The sequence below is a fragment of the Halorubrum ejinorense genome, from assembly GCF_055389685.1.
Genome location: NZ_AP043777.1, coordinates 417041 through 435712 on the forward strand (window position 1 = coordinate 417041; position 18672 = coordinate 435712).

The 18672-nt window shown below is 70.1% G+C and carries 13 protein-coding genes; 8 read left to right on the forward strand and 5 right to left on the reverse strand.

Annotation, left to right across the window (positions count from 1 at the left end):
• The first annotated feature begins 250 nt into the window (after window positions 1–250).
• Window positions 251–4078, forward strand: coding sequence for a glycoside hydrolase family 97 N-terminal domain-containing protein (locus tag ACZ5KW_RS03130; protein WP_343779861.1), 3828 nt, complete (start codon window positions 251–253; stop codon window positions 4076–4078).
• Between the two features lie 315 nt (window positions 4079–4393).
• The gene (locus tag ACZ5KW_RS03135; RefSeq protein WP_371152823.1) at window positions 4394–5560 is read left to right on the forward strand and encodes a glutamate-cysteine ligase family protein; all 1167 of its coding nucleotides are present in this window, start codon (window positions 4394–4396) and stop codon (window positions 5558–5560) included.
• A gap of 19 nt (window positions 5561–5579) precedes the next feature.
• On the opposite strand, the gene ACZ5KW_RS03140 is transcribed toward ACZ5KW_RS03135, so the two are convergent.
• The 3 genes from ACZ5KW_RS03140 to ACZ5KW_RS03150 all read right to left on the reverse strand — a co-directional run bounded on the left by ACZ5KW_RS03140 (window position 5580) and on the right by ACZ5KW_RS03150 (window position 7149).
• Window positions 5580–5915: a NifU family protein gene (locus ACZ5KW_RS03140; protein ID WP_343779802.1), complete on the reverse strand. Its 336-nt coding sequence runs from the start codon at window positions 5913–5915 to the stop codon at window positions 5580–5582.
• Window positions 5916–6081: 166 nt separating this feature from the next.
• Complete coding sequence (locus ACZ5KW_RS03145) at window positions 6082–6420, reverse strand: hypothetical protein (protein WP_343779804.1); 339 nt, start codon at window positions 6418–6420, stop codon at window positions 6082–6084.
• 111 nt (window positions 6421–6531) lie between these two features.
• Complete coding sequence (locus ACZ5KW_RS03150) at window positions 6532–7149, reverse strand: 2Fe-2S iron-sulfur cluster-binding protein (protein ID WP_343779806.1); 618 nt, start codon at window positions 7147–7149, stop codon at window positions 6532–6534.
• Window positions 7150–7308: 159 nt separating this feature from the next.
• On the opposite strand from ACZ5KW_RS03150, the gene ACZ5KW_RS03155 reads away from it, so the two are divergent.
• A complete protein-coding gene (locus tag ACZ5KW_RS03155; RefSeq protein WP_343779808.1) occupies window positions 7309–7791 on the forward strand; it encodes an RNA-binding protein in 483 nt (160 codons plus the stop codon).
• Between the two features lie 142 nt (window positions 7792–7933).
• A complete protein-coding gene (locus ACZ5KW_RS03160) occupies window positions 7934–8782 on the forward strand; it encodes an endonuclease/exonuclease/phosphatase family protein (RefSeq protein WP_343779809.1) in 849 nt (282 codons plus the stop codon).
• A 51-nt stretch (window positions 8783–8833) separates the two neighbouring features.
• Here ACZ5KW_RS03160 and ACZ5KW_RS03165 read toward each other — a convergent pair whose 3' ends face one another.
• Window positions 8834–9544 (reverse strand): DUF1028 domain-containing protein, encoded by a 711-nt coding sequence (locus tag ACZ5KW_RS03165; protein ID WP_343779812.1) that lies wholly within the window; start codon window positions 9542–9544, stop codon window positions 8834–8836.
• A 426-nt stretch (window positions 9545–9970) separates the two neighbouring features.
• On the opposite strand from ACZ5KW_RS03165, the gene ACZ5KW_RS03170 reads away from it, so the two are divergent.
• From ACZ5KW_RS03170 to ACZ5KW_RS03185, 4 genes are read left to right on the forward strand one after another with little or no spacing between them, the layout of a single operon-like run.
• Complete coding sequence (locus ACZ5KW_RS03170; RefSeq protein WP_343779814.1) at window positions 9971–12043, forward strand: PrkA family serine protein kinase; 2073 nt, start codon at window positions 9971–9973, stop codon at window positions 12041–12043.
• Between the two features lies 1 nt (window position 12044).
• Window positions 12045–14474 carry a kinase anchor protein gene (locus ACZ5KW_RS03175; RefSeq protein ID WP_343779817.1) on the forward strand — a complete coding sequence of 810 codons (2430 nt, stop codon included), beginning with the start codon at window positions 12045–12047 and terminating at the stop codon, window positions 14472–14474.
• Window positions 14465–15847 carry a DUF444 family protein gene (locus ACZ5KW_RS03180; protein WP_343779819.1) on the forward strand — a complete coding sequence of 461 codons (1383 nt, stop codon included), beginning with the start codon at window positions 14465–14467 and terminating at the stop codon, window positions 15845–15847. Before ACZ5KW_RS03175 ends, ACZ5KW_RS03180 begins: the two co-directional genes overlap by 10 nt.
• Complete coding sequence (locus ACZ5KW_RS03185) at window positions 15844–17919, forward strand: SpoVR family protein (protein ID WP_343779821.1); 2076 nt, start codon at window positions 15844–15846, stop codon at window positions 17917–17919. Before ACZ5KW_RS03180 ends, ACZ5KW_RS03185 begins: the two co-directional genes overlap by 4 nt.
• A 42-nt stretch (window positions 17920–17961) precedes the next feature.
• Here the strand turns inward: ACZ5KW_RS03185 and ACZ5KW_RS03190 are convergent, their stop codons facing one another.
• On the reverse strand, window positions 17962–18672 hold the full coding sequence (locus ACZ5KW_RS03190) for an alpha/beta hydrolase (RefSeq protein ID WP_343779823.1): 711 nt from the start codon (window positions 18670–18672) through the stop codon (window positions 17962–17964).

An 18672-nucleotide genomic window follows, 5' to 3' on the forward strand; every position in this document is an offset into this window, starting at 1 on the left:
CGTGCGACCGCGGCGAGAACGCCCCCGAGACGGCGTTTCAATATCGGGAGACGAAGCGCCGCTCGCCGCGCGACGGCGAACCGAAGCGACCTGTCCCCACGTAGTTTTAACTCGAATACGAACGGATGAAACACCTCTCGTTCGTTACAATAACATTATCAATCATCGCATTCATGGGAGACGCACAATGAGTGAAAAACTATCACAGCGCAGATTCGACGAAACGAGTCGGCGCGGCTTCCTCGGGAGCGTGGGGGCGCTGGTGGCAGCGGCCGCCTATTCGGGGAGCGTCGCGGCCGACGACGCCGCGCGGGTCGCCAACGACGCGGACGACCCGGTCCAGACGGTGGCGTCACCGGACGGGTCGATCACGGTCACGGTCGACGTCAGCGACGGGGTCCCGACCTACGAGGTCGCGCGCGGCGGGACGACGTACGTGGAGTCGTCGACGCTCGGCTTCGACTTCCGGAACCAGCCGACGTTCGGCGCGAGCGCGACCGGCGACGACGGCGCGGTGACCGTCACCGGGACCGAACGCGAGGCCGCGACCGAGGAGTGGGAGCCGGTGTGGGGCGCGGCCGACGAGGTTTCGGCCGAGTACAGCGCCGTGAGCGTCGGCCTCGCGGACGCGGCGTCGGACGGCTCCCCCGCCGACGGGGGGCGCGGCGCGACCCTCCAGATCCGCGTGTTCGACGACGGTGTCGGGTTCCGGACGGTCCTCGGCGAGGGGTTCGCGAGCAACTCGGAGAGGGCGGTGATCGACTCGGAGAACACCGGCCTCGACTTCGCGGACGACTACGACGCGTGGTGGATCCGCAACGAGGTGACCAACCCGCGGTTCGAGCAGGAGTACGCTGAGACCCCGCTGTCGGAGATTCCGGGCGGCAGCGAGCCGCGACGACCGACCGGTACCCAGATGCGCGAGGGCGCGCACACGCCGCTCACCGTCGACGCGGGCGACGCGTACCTCAGCGTCCACGAGGCGAACCTCGACGACTACGCGGCCGCGACGCTGGCCCCCCGGAGCGACGGCGGCGGGACGGGGTTCGCGACCGAACTCACGCCGCTGCCCGACGGGTCGCGTGCCTCGCTGGACCTGCCGGCGGCGACGCCGTGGCGGACGATCCAGCTCGTCGACCGACCGGGCGAGCTGATCGAGTCGCAGCTGGTGCCGCTCCTCTCGGACCCGCTCGACGAGTCGGCGCTACCGACCGCGGGCGGCGAGCCGGACACCGACTGGATCGAGCCCCGCAAGTACGTCGGTATCTGGTGGACGATGATCGCGGGACAGGCCAACTGGGAGTACCGCTCCGACGACGCGATCGCGGGCGGCGGCGGGAACCCGGCCTCGTACGTCCACGGCGCTCGCACCGAGCGAATGAAGCGGTACATGCGCTTCGCGAGCGAGAACGGCCTCGACAGCGTGCTCGTCGAGGGGTGGAACGAAGGGTGGGACACCTACCCGGGCGACGGCACCGGTTTCGGCTTCGGCGTCGATGACTCGTATCCCGACTTCGACGTGCGGGAGGTGACGGGCTACGGCGCAGGCCTCCCCGATCCCGTCGAGATGACGATCCACAACGAGACGGCCGGAAACCTCCCGAACTACGAGGACGCGATCCTCGACGAGGACGTGTTCGCCGGCTACGAGGGCCAGGGGATCAACTCGATCAAGAACGGGTACGTCTCCGACCCCGGGCTCAGGATCGACGACGGCGCCGACGGGCCGACCCACAACCAGCACAACCAGCTCGCGGTGAACCACCACCGGCTCGTGATCCGCGAGGCGGCCGCGAACCGACAGCTGCTGGAGATCCACGAGGGGATAAAGCCCACCGGCGAGATCCGCACCTACCCGAACGTGGCGAACCGCGAGGTCGTGAAGGCCCAAGAGTACGACGGGTTCGGCCAGCTCGGCTCGAACGTCGGCCGCGATCACCACGTCACGCTCCCGTTCACGCGGAACCTCGCCGGCCCGGTGAGCTTCCAGCCGGGCATCTTCGACATCACCTTCGGCGACGACCGCGGCGACCAGATCCAGACCACGCGGGCGAAACAGCTCGCGATGTATCCCACGTACCTCAGCGGCCTCCAGATGGCCGCCGACCGGATCGAGGGGTACGTCGACGAGACGTTCGGCGTGGGGGAGGGCCTTCAGGCAGCCGCCGGCGACCGCGACGGACTCGTCACGGACGACACGTGGCGAGACGCGTTCGGCACGAACCACGTCGCCGTCGACCCGAACCGCGCGCCGGGCGGCTCGTCCGTCAGGTACACCGTGACCGACGCGCCGGCGGCCGGCACCTACGACCTCCACCTCCGCTACGCGAGCGCGCCGGAGGAGAACGCGGGGCGCGTGATCGACGCCGGCGGCCCGCAGGCCACGCTGCGCGTCAACGACGAGACCGAGCCGATAGCGCCCGGATTCACCGGCTACTGGGACGACTGGCAGGTGTTCACGACCGAGGTCGAACTGGCGGCCGGCGACAACGAGATAGCGATCGAGCTCGACTACGAGGACGGCGAGGACGGGTTCGTCGGCGACGTGGGCGGGTTCAACCTCAACGCGGTCGCCGTCACCGAGTCGGGCGAGCCGTCGCCGGTTCCGGCCGACTACGAGGGGTACGTCCCCGCGAACGAGAACTTCGACGCCAAACCCGAGTTCGGCTTCATCGAGGCAGTCCCCGCCGCGGGGTGGGACGAGACGCGCGTCGTCGGCTCGGCGATCGGTGAGTACCTCGCCATCGCCCGACGCCACGGCGACGAGTGGTACGTCGGCGTGATGACCGACGGCGACGGCCGAGCGATCGACGTGCCGCTCGACTTCCTCGCGCCCGGGAACTCCGGCGAGGCGCCCGGACGCGGGGGGAACGGCGGAAAGGGGAACGGACGCGGCAACGGAAACGGCAAGGGCAACGGCCGCTCCGGGCCGAAGTACGTCGCAGAAATCTACGGCGACGCGATCGGGGGCGGCGTCGACGCCGATCCGACCGCGACCCGGATCGACGAGGCGGTCGTCGACCCGTCGACGACGCTGCTCGCGTCGACCGCGCCGAGCGGCGGTACCGCGGTCAGGCTCCGGCCGGCCCGCGGTCCCGAGATCAGCCGCCTCCCCGAGTACGAGCGACCGGAACAGGAGATCTCGATCGACATCGCCGACGAGGCCGACCTCAACGAGCCGTTCATCACGGCGACCGGCTCGAACGACGCCGGCTTCGTCGGCGGCACGAACGTCGAGGTCGTCGTCGACGGCGAGGTGGACGCGATCGCGAACGTGCGACTCCCCCCGAACGCGACCGACGAGACGGTCACGCTGGGCTATCGGATTTCGGCCATCGACGAGTTCGACATCGCCGTCCGCGACCCCGAGACGGGCGAGACGCTCGCCGCCGAGACGGTGACGGTCGCCCCGGGTGACCTCATCGCGACGCTGACCGATCCCGCGGGCGACGACGACGGGCCGGGCGAGTACGTCTACCCGACAAACGAAGCGTTCCAGGAGGACGCCTTCGACCTGCGCTCGTTCCGGCTGTTAGAGACCGACGACAAGTACCGCTTCGCGTTCGAGGTCGAGAACCTCTACGCCGGGTTCGGCGGCACGTTCTCGCCGCACTACTTCGTCGTCTACCTCCGCGATCCGGACGGCGACGGCGGCCGGGCGACCGAACTCGGCGACCTCTCCGTCACGGCCGAGTTCGACGACGACTGGCGGTACCGGGTCGCCGCGAGCGGGTTCGGCGGGAGCGTCGTCGACGCCGAGGGCAACGGACTCGGCTCCCCGGAGCGGATCGCCGACTTCGAGTCCGGCGTCGCGGTCGTTTCGGTGCCGAAGAGCGCGCTCGGCGGTGCCGACCTCGCCGACTGGGAAGTCCTGCCGGTCGTCGGGTCGGAGGACTTCGGCTCGTTCCGCGACGTACAGGAGAGCCGGGGCGCCTTCGTCTTCGGCGGCGCAAAGGAAGGCGCGGCCGGGAACGCGCCCCGCGTGATCGACCTGATCACGCCGGAGGGCGTCTCGCAGGCGGACGCGCTCGACTACGACGCCGAGACGCTCGCGTCGCTGCCGTTCACGCCGCTGTAGCGGGTCGAAGCGTCGGGACGAGAGCCGAGAGACGGACATCCGGTCCGCGTCAGATCGGTCCCCTCTGACCGCCCTTCACCCGCCGATCGAAAGCGGCCGTCATAGACTGTCGAAACGACTGAGCTAGCGGGTGAAAATTTCTTTTCTATATGTGAAAAGCCATATTCCTAAATGAGAACAAGGATTCTGAGGTGTTCTTAACAGTATCCACAGAAGAGTTATTACTTCGCTGTCGTGACTCGAAACCATGCTATTTGATACCACACCTGTTCGAGCGAGCGAGCGGACGGGAGACGGCGATCGGACCGGCAGACGGTGAGCGACGTAACCGAGGCGGCCGGGCCGGACGGTGGATCGACGGCAGACACCGGACCGATGCGGCGGAGCGTCGAAGTGGAGTACTGGGTGGTCGACGAGAACGGTCGGCTGACCGAACCGGGCGGGCTCGTCGACGCGGCGGCGGGCGTCGAACGCGAGTTCGTCGTTCCGCTCTTGGAGGTCAAGACGTCGCCGTGCGAGTCGACCGCGGAACTCCGCGAGGAGCTGTTCGACCGCCTCGACCGAGTCCTCGAACGGGCAGACGCGCTCGACAAGGGGCTCGTCCCGCTGGCGACACCGATCTGCGACGGCGACATCCCCGATCTCGGGAGCGAGCGGACGCGGGTTCAGGACCGCGTCTTGGGCGACCGGTTCGAGTACGTCCGCCACTGCGCCGGGACGCACGTCCACGTCGAGCAGCTACCGGGACGTGAGATCGACCAGCTCAACCTACTGACGGCGCTCGACCCGGCGCTGGCGCTCGTCAACTCCTCGCCGTACTTCGGTCACGAGCCGCTGGCGGCGGGCGCGCGATCGATGCTGTACCGGTGGATGGCGTACGACCACCTCCCGTGGCAGGGCGAGCTGTGGCCGTACGCCGAGAGCACCGAAGAGTGGGGTACGCGCCTCGAACGCCGGTACGAGGCGTTCGTCACCGGGGCGGTCGTCACCGGCTGCGATCGGGAAGCCGTCGAGGGGTGTTTCACCCCGGAGAGCGCGGCTTGGACTCCGGTGAAGCTCCGAGCGGAGTTCGGGACTGTCGAGTGGCGCTCGGCCGACGCCGCGCTCCCGAGCCAGGTCGTCCGGTTGGCCGACGACATCGCCGGCGTCGTCGAGCGGCTCGAAGACGCCGAGTTCCGCGTCGGCGAGGATCCGTGGGAGGGCGGCGAGCGGCGGGGCGTCGGAGACGAAGCCGTCGTCCTCCCGCCGTTCGAGACGGTTCGCGAACGCGTCGAAGACGCCGTCCGAGACGGGCTCGCCTCGGACGCGGTCCGGTCGTACCTCGAACGCATGGGCTTCGAGACGGCGGCGTACGAGCCGCTGTCGGCCGGGCTACGAGAGGAGAGACCGCTTACCGAGGCGGACGCGAGGCGGGTTCGCCTCGACCACGCGGAGCGTCTCGGGCGGGAGGTGCGCCGGCGGCACCCCGTTCGGAGCGACTGAGCGGCCCGGTCGAGCTGACCTAAAAGTGGTTCGCGGACTCGGTCTCGTGTTTGAGTTCGCCGCCGCGGCCGCCCTCGACGGTGGACGCGCCGTTGTCGCCGGAGGAGGCGGTTCGGACGGTGACGTTGTCGACCTCGTCGAAGTCCATGATGAGGTCGCGACGGATGTTGTCGGCGGTGATGTTCGAGATGCCGCAGCCGGAGCAGGTGCCGCCGAGTTCGACGACGACCTCGCCGGTGTCGGGGTCGGCCTCGCGCACGACGCTCGTGCCGCCGTGCATCTGGATGATCGGCATCTGTCCGACCATCCACCGCTCGACCCGGTCCGCGAGGCTCTCGTCGTTCTCGTCGCTCATTGTCTCTCCTTCTCCCCCGACGGTATGGAAAGTTGCGGTTTAGGAGCGCGAAACGAGCGAGAAAGGAACTGTGTCATCGTCGATGAGACGGGATGCGGTCGCGAGACGGGTCGTTTGCCCGGATCGTCGCCGAGCCGGCCGTTCGTCCGGATCGCCGAGAGGAGGGCTATCGGTCCGAGTCGTCGGAGCCGTCGGGCGGGTTCCCGGACTCGCTCGGGAGCTGCGTGGGGTCGGCCGCGGCGTCCCCGTGCATCGAGTCGTCGCGTTCGAGCAGGTACAACAGGGGGCCGAGCGCGGTCAACACGAGGACTCCGGGCAGGGGAGCGTCGGGTACGAGGATCGCGGTGACGAGGCTGGCGCCGCCGGTGAACACGACGAGCGCGGCCCACAGCGGGGGCGACCCGAGGTCGACCCCGACGCGGACGGCGTCGCGGTAGACGGCCGCGGCGATCAGCGCGACGACGGCGCCGCCGCCGCCGGCGACGAGCGCCGTGGTGACTGACATACGAACGGTTGGGGCGAGACGCGAAAAAGGGTGTCGCGAGGAGAGCGGAGACGGAGCGGCGGAGAGAGCCGAGACGGAGCGGCGGGGATAACGGACCTGCGAGCGGAGCGGCTACGGAGCTTCGCCCGTCTCGATGCTGAAGGAGTCGCGCGGGTAGGCGACGCAGGTGAGCGTGTAGCCGTCGTCGATCTCGGCCTCTTCGAGCATCTGTTGGTTGTCGTGCTCGACGAAGTCCTCGGAGGGACCGTCGGCGATCCGGCCGGCACAGGAGACGCACTGCCCCTGTCGGCAGGCGTACGGGAGGTCCCACCCCTCGTCTTCGCCCTGATCGAGGATCGGCTCGTCGTTCGCGAGCTCGACCGTCTGGCCCTGCTTGACGAACTCGACCTCGAAGTACTCGACCTCGTCTTCGGGGATGTCACCGGGGCCGGAGCTGACGGTGCCGCCCGATTCGAGTTCGCCCTCTTCACCGTCGCCACCGGCGGGGATGGCGCCCGCGCCGCCGCCGCCGCCGCCGACCGCGCGGTTGCCCGGTTCCGGGAACTCGGTCTCCGGAACGGTCGCCGCGCGGCGTTCGAGCACTTCGTCCGAAATGTCCGTCGTGGGCTCCCACCCCGTCCCTTTCACGGTGCCGATGAGGACGATGAACAACGTCATGACCGCCGCGAGCACGATCGCTGGCGGGTTCACGATCGTCGCGATCGCCACGATCGCCAGTGGGTTGAACATACGAGTCGATTAGGAGAGGTAGTTTAAGGCCGTTTTGATCGGTCCAACCGGGCGAGAGCGCCGAGGGGTCCGGATACGGGGTGACGAAGGGGGAGAGGAGGTCCGAGAGACACGTCACGGAGCGGTCCATTTATCGCCCGAGCGGTCGACGTAGCGCCCATGCAAGTGAAATCACGGCACCACCTCCGGAGCGACGAGATCACGACGATCCGTGAGGCGGTCGCCGACCACCTCGGGGTCGACATCGACGGCGACGCGTTCGAGTTCGTGGAGTTCGTCGACGCCGGCTACGAACTCGTCCTGGTCGACGGCGAGCCGGCGGTGTTCTACGTCGACGACGACGAGCCGTTCCTCACCGTGCGTGGCGCGAACGACTACGAGCCGGAGACCGGGATCGTCACGGTCGACGCGGGCGCCATCTCGTTCGTCTCCGACGGCGCCGACGTGATGCGTCCCGGCATCGTCGAGGCCGACTCGGCGATCCGCGAGGGCGACCTCGTCGTCGTGGCCGAGGAGACCCACGAGAAGGTGCTCGCGGTCGGGCGCGCGATGGTGGACGGCGACGCGATGGTCGGCGACAGCGGGAAAGTCGTCGAGTCGATCCACCACGTCGGCGACGACCTCTACGAGTTCTCGGTGTGAACCGCGGTCGGCGACCGAAGAGCGGCCGCGGCCGCGATTGCGGTAGCGGCGAGGAGCGTCCGCGCGAGCGACGCGATCACGGCCGGGCGGGGCCGCGATCGCTCCGCGTGTTTTAATCGCCTCGCCCGCGAGTCCCACGACAATGACCGGGATCCGGGTGCTGAGCTACAACGTCCGCTACGCCAACCGCGGCGACCACCACGACGCCTGGCACGACCGCCGCGACGCGGTCGGCCGCCTCGTCCGGTTTCACCGACCCGACGTGGTCGCGTTCCAGGAACCGCTGCCCGGGCAGCGTCGGGACCTCCGCGAGCGGCTCCCCGCGTACGAGTTCGTCGGCCGGGGGCGAGGGGCCGACGGCGAGGGAGAGGGGTGTCCGATCGGCGTCCGAAGCGAGCGCTGGCGGGTCGTCGACGACGGCACGTTCTGGCTCTCCGAGACGCCGGACGAGCCGTCGACCGGCTGGGGCGCCACGCACCCGCGGATCGCGACGTGGGCGCGGGTGCGCGCCACCGACGGCGACGCCGCCTTCCTCGCCGTCGACACGCACTTCGATCACGTCAGCGCGACCGCGCGCCGCGAGTCCGCCCGGCTGCTCCGCGAACGGCTTCCGGAAATCGCGAGCGGGGGCGCAGGAGAGTCCGACGGCGCGACTCCGATAGTCCTCGTGGGGGACTTCAACTGTACGCCGGGGTCCGAGCCGCACCAAATTCTCGTCGGAGAGGGCTCACCACGGGACGGGGAAGGCGAGCCGGACCGGTCGAGAGCGGGGCGCCTCTCGCTGCGCGACGCTGCGGCGGCCGCCGACCTCCGGCACGGCCCGGAGACGAGCCTCACGGACTTCGCTCGACTCATCGACGGTCGGCGGATCGACCACGCGCTCGTCTCGCCCGAGGTGTCTGTCGAGGCGTTCGCGACGCTGGCGGACCGGGACGACCGCGGCCGGTACCCCTCCGATCACCTCCCGATCCTCGCGCGGCTGTCGCTGTAGGGGGATCGGGCCTCGTCGCGACCGGTGGTTCCGTCTCGGTCCCGCCGTCCGTTACTCCTCGTCGCCGTCGTCCGTCTCTCCGTCTTCCTCCGCGTACTTCTCCAAAATGGTCTCGTAGCCGCGCTTGGCGGTCTCGTACGTCTCCCGGAGGTCGGCGACGGGCGTCTCGCTCGCGTCGACGCGCAGGTCGTTGTAGTAGGGGTCGTCGGCCTCCTCCTCGGTGTTACACACGAGGAGTGCCGCGGACTGGACCTCGAGGTCCTCCCGTTTGTCTCCGCCCGCGGCGTGGCCCGCCGCGAGCGCGTCGATCAGCCGTTCCGCGAGCGGCGCCTCGCCGTGGGCGTCGGACTCGTAGGCGGCCGCGGTGTCGTCTATCACGTCTTCCCCGGTCAGGAGGTTGCCGGCGACGGTGTAGTTCTCGCCGACGACGTGGCCGTACCAGTCGTTACACTCGTCGCCGGAGAACGCGAACGTCCCGTCCGCGTCGACGCCGTGGAGCTGGCGCTGCGCGCTCCCCTCGTCGGCGTTCAACAGCGACTGGAGCGCGTCGTCGACGGCGAGTCCGTCGTCGAGGTACTCGATCCCCTTCCGCCCGAGTTCGACGTTGACGAGCGACTGGGTGGCCACCGCGCCGTCCGACGAGGCGAACGGACACAGCGTGCCCACGCCGGGCAGCCGAGTCGTCACCGCCACGCCGAACCGGGTCTGATCGCCGCCGTCCTCGTCGGTGTACCGCTCGCGAACGCAGATGCTGAACGTCACGTTGGTCCTGTGTGGGCGACCCGCAAAAGGGTGCGCTCCGGGGGTGATGGTTCCGGTTCTCCGGCTGCGCGCGAAGAGCGCGCGTGCGAGCGACCCGCGGGAGCCGAGCGCTCGGGGCCGCCGTCGAATTCACGGGTCGCTGATAAGAGCCGCCGACGGACCGTCACCGAGCCGACCGGATCCGGCGACCGCGGAGGCGCCGATCAGTTCATGTCGGGTGTCAACGGGCGACATACTTATCCGTGCCAATCCCTCCCACATATATAGCCTCGGATACGGGCGAGGCACCGACCGGCACCCGATCGCGTACCGACGACGCGTCGCTCGCGGCTCGACGATGTGTTGACACGCGCACCGAGAGCCGCAGCGCCGTCTCGTGCGCGCCGGGGGTCGGTGGGCTCGCCCTCTCCGAGCGAACGTGATACGATGGCAGAACGACACACGCTCGAACGGCTCAGCGAGGCGTACCAGACCGCGGTACCGGACGATCTCAGAGCGGCCCGATCGTTCGACTGGTACCTCGACGCGCTGTACGACGATCCGAAGATCACGCGAAACGCTCACCAGCGCGTCGCGGACATGTTCGACCACTACGGGACCCACTACGACGAGGAACGCGGCGTCGTCGAGTACGCGCTCGCCGCGGAGGACCCGCTCCACGACGGCGAGAACGTCTTCTACGGCCGGGAGATCCACGAGGCGATCCACGAGTTCGTCAACAAGGTGAAGTCCGGCGCCCGCGGCCTCGGCCCCGAGAAACGGATCAAGCTCCTGCTCGGTCCGGTGGGGTCCGGGAAGTCTCACTTCGACTGGCTCGTCCGTCGGTACTTCGAGGCGTACACCCGGGAGGACGCCGGGCGGATGTACACCTTCCGGTGGGTCGACCTCTGTTCGGTGATCGACGACCAGGACCCCGACGACGACACGGTCCGGTCGCCGATGAGCCAAGATCCGCTCGTGCTGCTCCCGAAAGAGCAGCGTCAGGAGGTCATCGACGACCTCAACGAGCGGCTCGACGCGCCGTACACGCTCCGGAACGACCAACACCCGGACCCGGCCTCGGAGTTCTACCTGAACGAGCTGCTCGCCCACTACGACGACGACCTCCAGCGCGTCTTCGACGAACACGTCGAGGTCGTGCGACTGGTCGCCGACGAGAACCGGCGCGAGTGTATCGAGACGTTCGAACCGAAAGACAAGAAGAATCAGGACGAGACGGAGCTCACCGGCGACGTGAACTACGCGAAACTCGCCGTCTACGGGGAGTCCGACCCGCGCGCGTTCGACTACGCCGGCGCGTTCTGTAACGCGAATCGCGGGCTGTTCTCCGGCGAGGAACTGCTGAAGCTCCAGCGGGAGTTCCTCTACGACTTCCTTCACGCCTCCCAGGAGTCGACGATCAAGCCGAAGAACAACCCCCGGATCGACATCGACCAGGTGATCGTCGGGCGGACGAACATGCCGGAGTACCGCGAGAAGACGGGCGACGAGAAGATGGAGGCGTTCAACGACCGGACGAAGCGCATCGACTACCCGTACGTGTTGGAGTACGACAGCGAGGCGGAGATATACGGGAAGATGCTCGCCAACGCGGACGTGCCGAACGTCCACGTCGAGCCGCACGCGCTGGAGATGGCGGGGCTGTTCGGCGTGCTCACCCGACTGGAGGAGCCGACCGACGAGACGGTCACGCTCTTAGAGAAGGCGAAGGCGTACAACGGCGAGCTCGAAGACGAGGAGATCGACCGGCGGAAGCTCCGCGAGGACGCCGCCGAGTCCGCCGACGTGGGCGAGGGGATGGACGGCATCTCGGCGCGGTTCGTCGGCGACGAGATCGCCGAGGCGATCATGGACGCCACCCACCGCGACCGAAACCACCTCTCGCCGCTGTCCGTCTTCGACCACTTCGAGGCGAACCTCGGCGGCCACGGCTCGATCGCGGCGGAAGACCTCGACCGCTACGAGCGCCTGCTCGACCAGGTCCGCGAGGAGTACCGCGAGCGCGCCATCGAAGACGTGCGACACGCGTTGGCGTACGACGTGGACGAGCTCCGGCGACAGGGCGAGAAGTACATGGACCACGTGATGGCGTACATCGACGACGCCACCGTCGACGACGAGCTCACCGGCCGCGAGACCGAGCCGGACGAAACGTTCCTGCGCGCGGTCGAAGAACAGCTCGACATTCCCTCGGACCGGAAGGACGACTTCAGACAGGAGGTGTCGAACTGGGTGTCCCGCCGCGCCCGCGAGGGGCGCGGCTTCGACCCGCAGGAGAACGACCGGCTCCGCCGCGCCTTGGAACGCAAGCTGTGGGAGGACAAGAAACACAACATCAACTTCTCCGCGCTCGTCTCCGCGACCGACATCGACGACGAGGACCGGAGCGCCTGGGTGGACGCCCTCGTCGAGCGCGGCTACTCCGAGGACGGCGCCGCCGAGGTGCTGGAGTACGCTGGCGCGGCGGTCGCGCGCTCGGAGATGGAGGGCGGGGAGTGAGATGAGCGACCGCACCCGATCGGACGGCGACGGGTTCGTCGCCGCGGCCGACGAGCGGCTTCGCGGCGCGTACGACCCGCCGATGAGCCTCGAGTCCTACGTCGACCGCGTGTTGGAGGACCCGACCGCGGCAGCCTCCGGGGCCGGGTACATCCTCGCGGCCATCGAGGCGTACGGCACCCGAGAGGTCCGCGAGCGCGGCGAGACGCTCGACCGGTACCGGTTCTTCGACGACCCGGCGAACGACGGCGAACACGCCGTGTTGGGCAACACCCGCGCGCTCAACGCGTTCGTCGACGACCTCCGCGCGGCCGCGACCGGGCGGGGGAACGACGAGACGATAGTCTGGATCGACGGCCCCACCGCGACGGGGAAATCGGAGTTCAAGCGGTGTCTGGTGAACGGGCTCCGCGCGTTCTCGAAGACCGACGCCGGCCGCCGATACACCGTCGAGTGGAACGTCACGGGCGCGGGGACCGGTGGCGGCGCGAGCGGCGCGTCGCTGTCGTACGGGGGCGGCGGCGACGCGAGCGCGTGGTACCGCAGCCCGGTCCAGACCCACCCGCTGTCGGTGTTCCCCGAGTCGGTGCGGGAGTCGGTCGCCGAGGCGGTCGACGACGAGGCGTACCCGATCGCCGCCGACGTGGAACTCGACCCGTTCAGCCGCGAGGCGTACGACCACCTGGAGTCGGTGTACCGCGAGCAGGGGCACGACGACCTCTTCTCGGCGATCGCCGGCCGCGACCACCTCCGGGTGACGAGCTACGTCGTCGACGTGGGACGCGGGATCGGTGTCCTCCACGCCGAGGACGACGGGACGCCGAAGGAGCGCCTCGTCGGCTCATGGATGGGGGGGATGCTCCGCGAACTCGACTCGCGCGGGCGAAAGAACCCGCAGGCGTTCAGCTACGACGGCGTGCTCTCACAGGGGAACGGCGTCGCGACCGTCGTCGAGGACGCGAGCCAGCACGCCGACCTCCTCCGGCGCCTGCTCAACGTGCCGGACGAGCGGCGGGTGAAACTCGACAAGGGGATCGGGATGGACCTGGACACGCAGCTGATCGTCATCTCGAACCCCGACCTCGACGCGGAGCTGGACCGCCACGCCGAACGCGGCGACGCCGACCCGCTGAAGGCGCTGAAGCGTCGGCTCTCGAAACACGAGTTCCGCTACCTCACGAACCGCCGGCTGGAGGCGCGGCTCCTGCGCCGGGAGATAGCCGGGGCGACGCCGGTGACGGAGACCGGTTCGCGCGGGAGCGCGAGCGGCGGCGAGGCCGCGAGCCCCGGCGACGGAGCGACGCCCGAAGACGCCGCGAACCCCGACAGCCCCGAGAGCGACCCGGGCGCGGCGCCGCTGTCGATCGGGGTGCGGGAGTCCGACGGGACGGTCGTCGACCGCGAGATCGCGCCGCACGCGATCGAGGCCGCGGCGCTGTACGCGGTCGTCACGCGGCTCGACGCCGACGACCTCCCCGGCGGGCTCGACCTGATCGAGACGGCGGAGCTGTACGAGAGCGGCGAGGTTCGACGCGGCGACGACGCCGTCACCGTCGCCGACGTGGAGGTCGCCGACGGGGACGGCCGGAACGGCATCCCGGTCACGTACGCCCGGGACGCGGTCGCCGACCTGCTCGCGACGCCGGCGGACCGGAGCCATCCGGAGTTCCCCGTCGAGCACGTGGTCACCCCGACGGACGTGCTCGACGCGATGGCCGACGGGCTCGCCGACGCCCCGGTCTTCTCGCGGGCCGAGGCGGCCGAGTTCGAGGGGCGCCGCGAGCCGGTCGCGGCGCGGGTCCGCGAGCGGCAGCGAGAGGACGTGATCGAGGCGATGCTCGCGGAGGCGACCGTCTCGACCGAGCGGGTCGCGGAGTACGTCGAACACGTGTACGCGTGGGACGACGACGAGCCGACGACGCGCGGCCGCGAGGGCGAGGCGCCGGACCCGCTCGCCCTGAAGGTGTTCGAGACGGAGACGCTCGGCCGGTTCGACGAGAGCGACTACCGCGGGACCGACCCCGGGCGCGCGGTCGAGCGCTTCCGGCGCGAGCGGGTGATCCGCGGCCTCACGCGGTACGCGTGGCGGAACCGCGGCGACGCGTTCAGCATCGACGACGTCGACCTCGGGGAGGTTCCGGAGCTGAAGGCGGTGCTCGACGCGAACGACCTCGCCGACGTGAAACGGCGGTTCCCCGACCTCGACCCGGCGGCGTGGCCCGACCCGCCGGCGGACACAGAGACGGCCCGCGTGAAACGCCAGACGATAGGCCGACTCTGCGAGCGCGGGTACAGCCCCGCCTCCGCGGAGCTGGCGAGCCGGGCCGTGATGGAGGACGTCCGCGACGAGTGGCCCGACGTCGACGGCGCGGCGGGCGGCGACCCGGACGCCGACGACGGCCGGAACGGAGGTGAGGGCCCGTGGGACTGACCGAGGACCGCGAGCGGTTCCGCGAGGTCGGCGAGACGCGCCGAGAGGACCTCGCCGAGTTCATCAGCCACGGCGACCTCGGCGGCTCCGGCGCCGACCGGATCCGGATCCCGATCAAGGTGGTCGACCTCCCCGCCTTCGAGTACGACCAGCGCTCGGCCGGCGGAGTCGGACAGGGCGGCGACGGGCAGCCGCAGCCCGGGCAGCCGGTCGATCCCGAGCCCGGCGACGGCGACGAGGACGGCGACCCCGGCGAGGAGGGCGGCGACCACGAGTACTACGAGATGGACCCCGAGGAGTTCGCGCGCGAGCTCGACGAGGCGCTCGGGCTCGACCTCGAACCGAAGGGAAAGCGGGTCGTCGAGGAGGTCGAGGGCGACTTCACCGACACCGCCCGCACGGGTCCGAGGGGCGCTCTCGACGTCAACGAGTTCTTCAAGCGCGGACTGAAGCGGCACCTCGCGACCGATTTCGACGAGTCGTACGTCCGAGAGGGCCTGTTCGTCGACGGCGCCGACGCCGACGACGTGTTCGCGTGGGCGCGAGGCGAAGGGGTCCCCGTCTCGCGGGCCTGGGTCGCGGACGCGGCCGCGACGCTCGAATCGGAGCGCGGCGAGCCCGTGGCGGCGCTCGACCGGTGGGAGAGCTTCGACGCGCTCGGCGAGGAAGTCGACCGCGAGTCCGCCGCGCACCGGATTCGGCGCGAGGGGCTCGACAGCGTTCCCTTCCGCCGCGAGGACGAGCGGTTCCGCCATCCGGAGGTGATCGAGGAGCGCGAGCGCAACGTCGTCGTCGTGAACGTCCGCGACGCCTCCGGCTCGATGCGGGAGACGAAACGGGAGCTCGTCGAGCGGGTGTTCACCCCGATGGACTGGTACCTGACCGGCAAGTACGACGCAGCCGAGTTCCGGTACGTCGTCCACGACGCCGAGGCGTGGGAGGTCGACCGCGAGGAGTTCTTCGGGATCCAGTCGGGCGGCGGGACCCGCATCTCCAGCGCCTACGAGCTGGTCGAGGAGATCCTCGAAGAGTACCCGTACAGCGAGTGGAACCGGTACGTGTTCGCCGCCGGCGACTCGGAGAACGCGGCCAGCGACACCACCGAGCGCGTGATCCCGCTGATGGAGTCGATCGACGCCAACCTCCACGGGTACGTGGAGACCCAACCCGGCGACGGCGCGGCGAACGCCCGCCACGCCGACGAGGTCGAGTCCGCCTTCGGCGACGCCGACGACGTGGCGGTCGCGCGCGTCGGCGAGCCCGACGACGTCACGGAGGCCATCTACGAGATCCTCAGCACCGAGTCGGAAGCGACCGGGAGCGCCGGCGGCGAGAGCGCCCGCGGGCGGACCGACGGAGGTGAGCGGCGATGAGAGACGACCGAGTCGAGGCGAAACGCGAGGCGTCGACGCTCGACGAGCCCGCCCGCGAGGCGCGGGCGTTGGCCGAGCGGCTCGGATTAGCGCCGTACCCGGTGCGGTACTGGGTCGTCGACCACGACCAGATGAACGAGCTGATCGCGTACGGCGGCTTCCAGCGCCGCTACCCGCACTGGCGGTGGGGGATGAACTACGAGCGACAGCGGAAGAAAGACCGGCACGGGCTCGGGAAGGCGTTCGAGATCGTCAACAACGACGACCCCGCCCACGCGTTCCTCCAAGAGTCGAACGCGGCCGCCGACCAGAAGGCCGTGATCACCCACGTGGAGGCGCACGCGGACTTCTTCGCGAACAACGGGTGGTTCGGGCTGTACGCCGACCGGGGCGAGGGCGGCCCGAACGCCGCGGCGCGGCTAGAGCGCAACGCCGACCGGATCGCGTCGATCGCGAAGCGCGCCGACGTCGACCGCGACGACGTGGAGCGCCTGATCGACGCCGTGACCGCGTTAGAGGACGCGATCGACCAGCACAGCCCGGTCGACGCCGCCCGGTCCGTCGACGAGCCGGGACTCACGGAGGACGTGAGCGACGGCGACGAGGACCCGCTCGCGGCCGTCGAAGCGCAGATCGACGAGCTCGACCTCTCCGAGGAGGTCCGGCGGGACGTGTTCGACGACGAGTGGCTCGACGAGCGCGGCGAGGGCGTCGAGCCGGAGGAGCCGCGCCCGGACGTGCTCGCGTTCCTGCGCGACCACGGGAAGCGGTACGACCCCGAGAGCGGGAAGGCCGTCGACCGCGAGCCGTGGGAGACCACCGTCATCGACGCGCTGCGCGAGGAGGCGTACTACTTCGCCGGCCAGAAGCAGACGAAGGTGATGAACGAGGGGTGGGCGACGTACTGGGAGTCCGTGATGATGGGCGGCGAGGGGTTCGCCGGCCCCGACGAGTTCCTCACGTACGCCGACCACATGGCCCGGGTGCTCGGCTCGCCCGGACTCAACCCCTACAAGCTCGGCTTCGAGCTGTGGACGCACGTCGAACTGCGGGCCGCGCGTCGAGACGTGATCGACAAGCTGCTGCGCGTCGAGGGAGTCACGCCGGAGAACTTCCACGCCCGGATCGACCTCGACCGGGTCGCGGAGCTGCTCGAACCGCACCCGGCGATCGCCGGTGCCGGACCGGCGACGCTGGACGAACTGGCCGAACTCGCGGCCGAGGGCGACCCTCGCATCGACGCCGAGGCGGTCGATCGGGCGCTCTCGATCAGGGGAGGCGACCCGAACGGGGATCCCGACAAAAGCGAGGGCGACGGTCTAGACATCGAGCGCTACCCGTGGAAGCTGCTCACGCGAGAGGGGCTCGCCGAGCGGCACTACGTCCTCTCGCGGCCGGAACACCGCGGTGCGCTCCGGAACGTCTCCCGCGAGGCGTTAGCCGAGCAGGCGCGGTACCTGTTCGACGTGGACCGGTACGAGACGGTCGAAGCGGCGATCGGCGACGTCGACCGCGAGGCCGGCTGGGACCGCATGGTCGAGGTTCGCGAGAGCCACAACGACGTGACGTTCATCGACGCGTTCCTCACCGACGAGTTCGTGCGCGAGGGGAACTACTTCACCTACGAGTACAGCCGGGCCGCAGACGAGTACCGCGTCGCGAGCGTCGACGCCGACGACGTCCGCAAGAAGCTGCTCCTGCGGTTCACGAACTTCGGGAAGCCGACGGTCGTCGTGTTGGACGGGAACTTCCGAAACCGGGGGGAACTGCTCTTAGGCCACCGGTACAACGGCGTCGCGCTCGACGAGGAGCGCGCTCGGTCGACGCTGAAGCGCGCGTTCGAGCTGTGGGGCCGACCCGTGAACCTCGCGACGATCCGCGTCGAGTATGACGAGGGCGCCGTCCGGCGCGCCAAGCGCCGGGGCGAAGAGCCCGAGGGCACCGAGGTCGGCGTGCGGTTCCAGTACGACGGCGGCGCGGTGACGGAACACGACCTCGACGACGCGATCCGAGAGCGGATCGCCGCCGACGAGGTCGACTACGACACGAAACCGGACGACTGGCTGGCGTGAGCCGGTCGAGACGGGTCGCTCTCGGATCGGGAAGCGCGGCCCTCAGGCGAGGGGCGCGACCATCGCCGCTACCGCCGCCACCTCCTCCTCGTTGATCCCGTGACCCATCCCCTCGTAGAGGCGTTCGTCCACGTCGGCGCCGAGCGCCTCCAGCACGGCGGTCGTCTCGCGGACACGCTCTTCGGGGATGTGCGGGTCGACGTCGCTACAGCCGACGAACGCGGGCGTGCCGGCGAGCGGAGCAGCGTCGTCCGAGCCGTCTTCATCGTCGCCGGTCGCGTCCGTGAGGTAGTCGCCGACGTCGACCGTCTCGCCGATCAGTCCGCCGCTGAAGACGGCGAGCCCGCCGTACCGGGTCGGGTTCCGAGCGACGAACTCGCTGGCGAGACAGGCGCCCTGCGAGAAGCCGCCGACCAGCACGCTCTCGCGGCCGAGGCCCGCGTCGACGGCGCGGTCGACCGCCGCGCCGACGGCCCTGAGTCCGGAGCTCCGCCCCGGCTCGTTGTCCGCGACCGGGGCGAGGAAGGAGTTCGGATACCAGGTGTTGCCGGCGGCCGACGGCGCGAGAATAGCGACGTCGCCGTCCCCGGCGAGTTCCTCCCCGAGGTCGAGGACGCTGCGGGCGGTCGCGCCGCGGCCGTGGACAAGCACGAGCGCCGCGTCGGCCGCGTCGAGCGGCGTCCCGGCCGTGACCAGCGGCTCGTCGCCGTGCGGATCGTCGCCCGCGTGCGGGTCCGCGGAGCGGTCGGCCAT

Coding starts and splice junctions, on each gene's coding strand:
- ACZ5KW_RS03175 (WP_343779817.1), top strand. CDS start 12,045: ATGAGCGACCGCACCCGATCGGACGGCGACGGGTTCGTCGCCGCGGCC.
- ACZ5KW_RS03185 (WP_343779821.1), top strand. CDS start 15,844: ATGAGAGACGACCGAGTCGAGGCGAAACGCGAGGCGTCGACGCTCGAC.
- ACZ5KW_RS03170 (WP_343779814.1), top strand. CDS start 9,971: ATGGCAGAACGACACACGCTCGAACGGCTCAGCGAGGCGTACCAGACC.
- ACZ5KW_RS03160 (WP_343779809.1), top strand. CDS start 7,934: ATGACCGGGATCCGGGTGCTGAGCTACAACGTCCGCTACGCCAACCGC.
- ACZ5KW_RS03150 (WP_343779806.1), bottom strand. CDS start 7,149: ATGTTCAACCCACTGGCGATCGTGGCGATCGCGACGATCGTGAACCCG.
- ACZ5KW_RS03190 (WP_343779823.1), bottom strand. CDS start 18,672: ATGGCCGACCGCTCCGCGGACCCGCACGCGGGCGACGATCCGCACGGC.
- ACZ5KW_RS03155 (WP_343779808.1), top strand. CDS start 7,309: ATGCAAGTGAAATCACGGCACCACCTCCGGAGCGACGAGATCACGACG.
- ACZ5KW_RS03145 (WP_343779804.1), bottom strand. CDS start 6,420: ATGTCAGTCACCACGGCGCTCGTCGCCGGCGGCGGCGGCGCCGTCGTC.
- ACZ5KW_RS03140 (WP_343779802.1), bottom strand. CDS start 5,915: ATGAGCGACGAGAACGACGAGAGCCTCGCGGACCGGGTCGAGCGGTGG.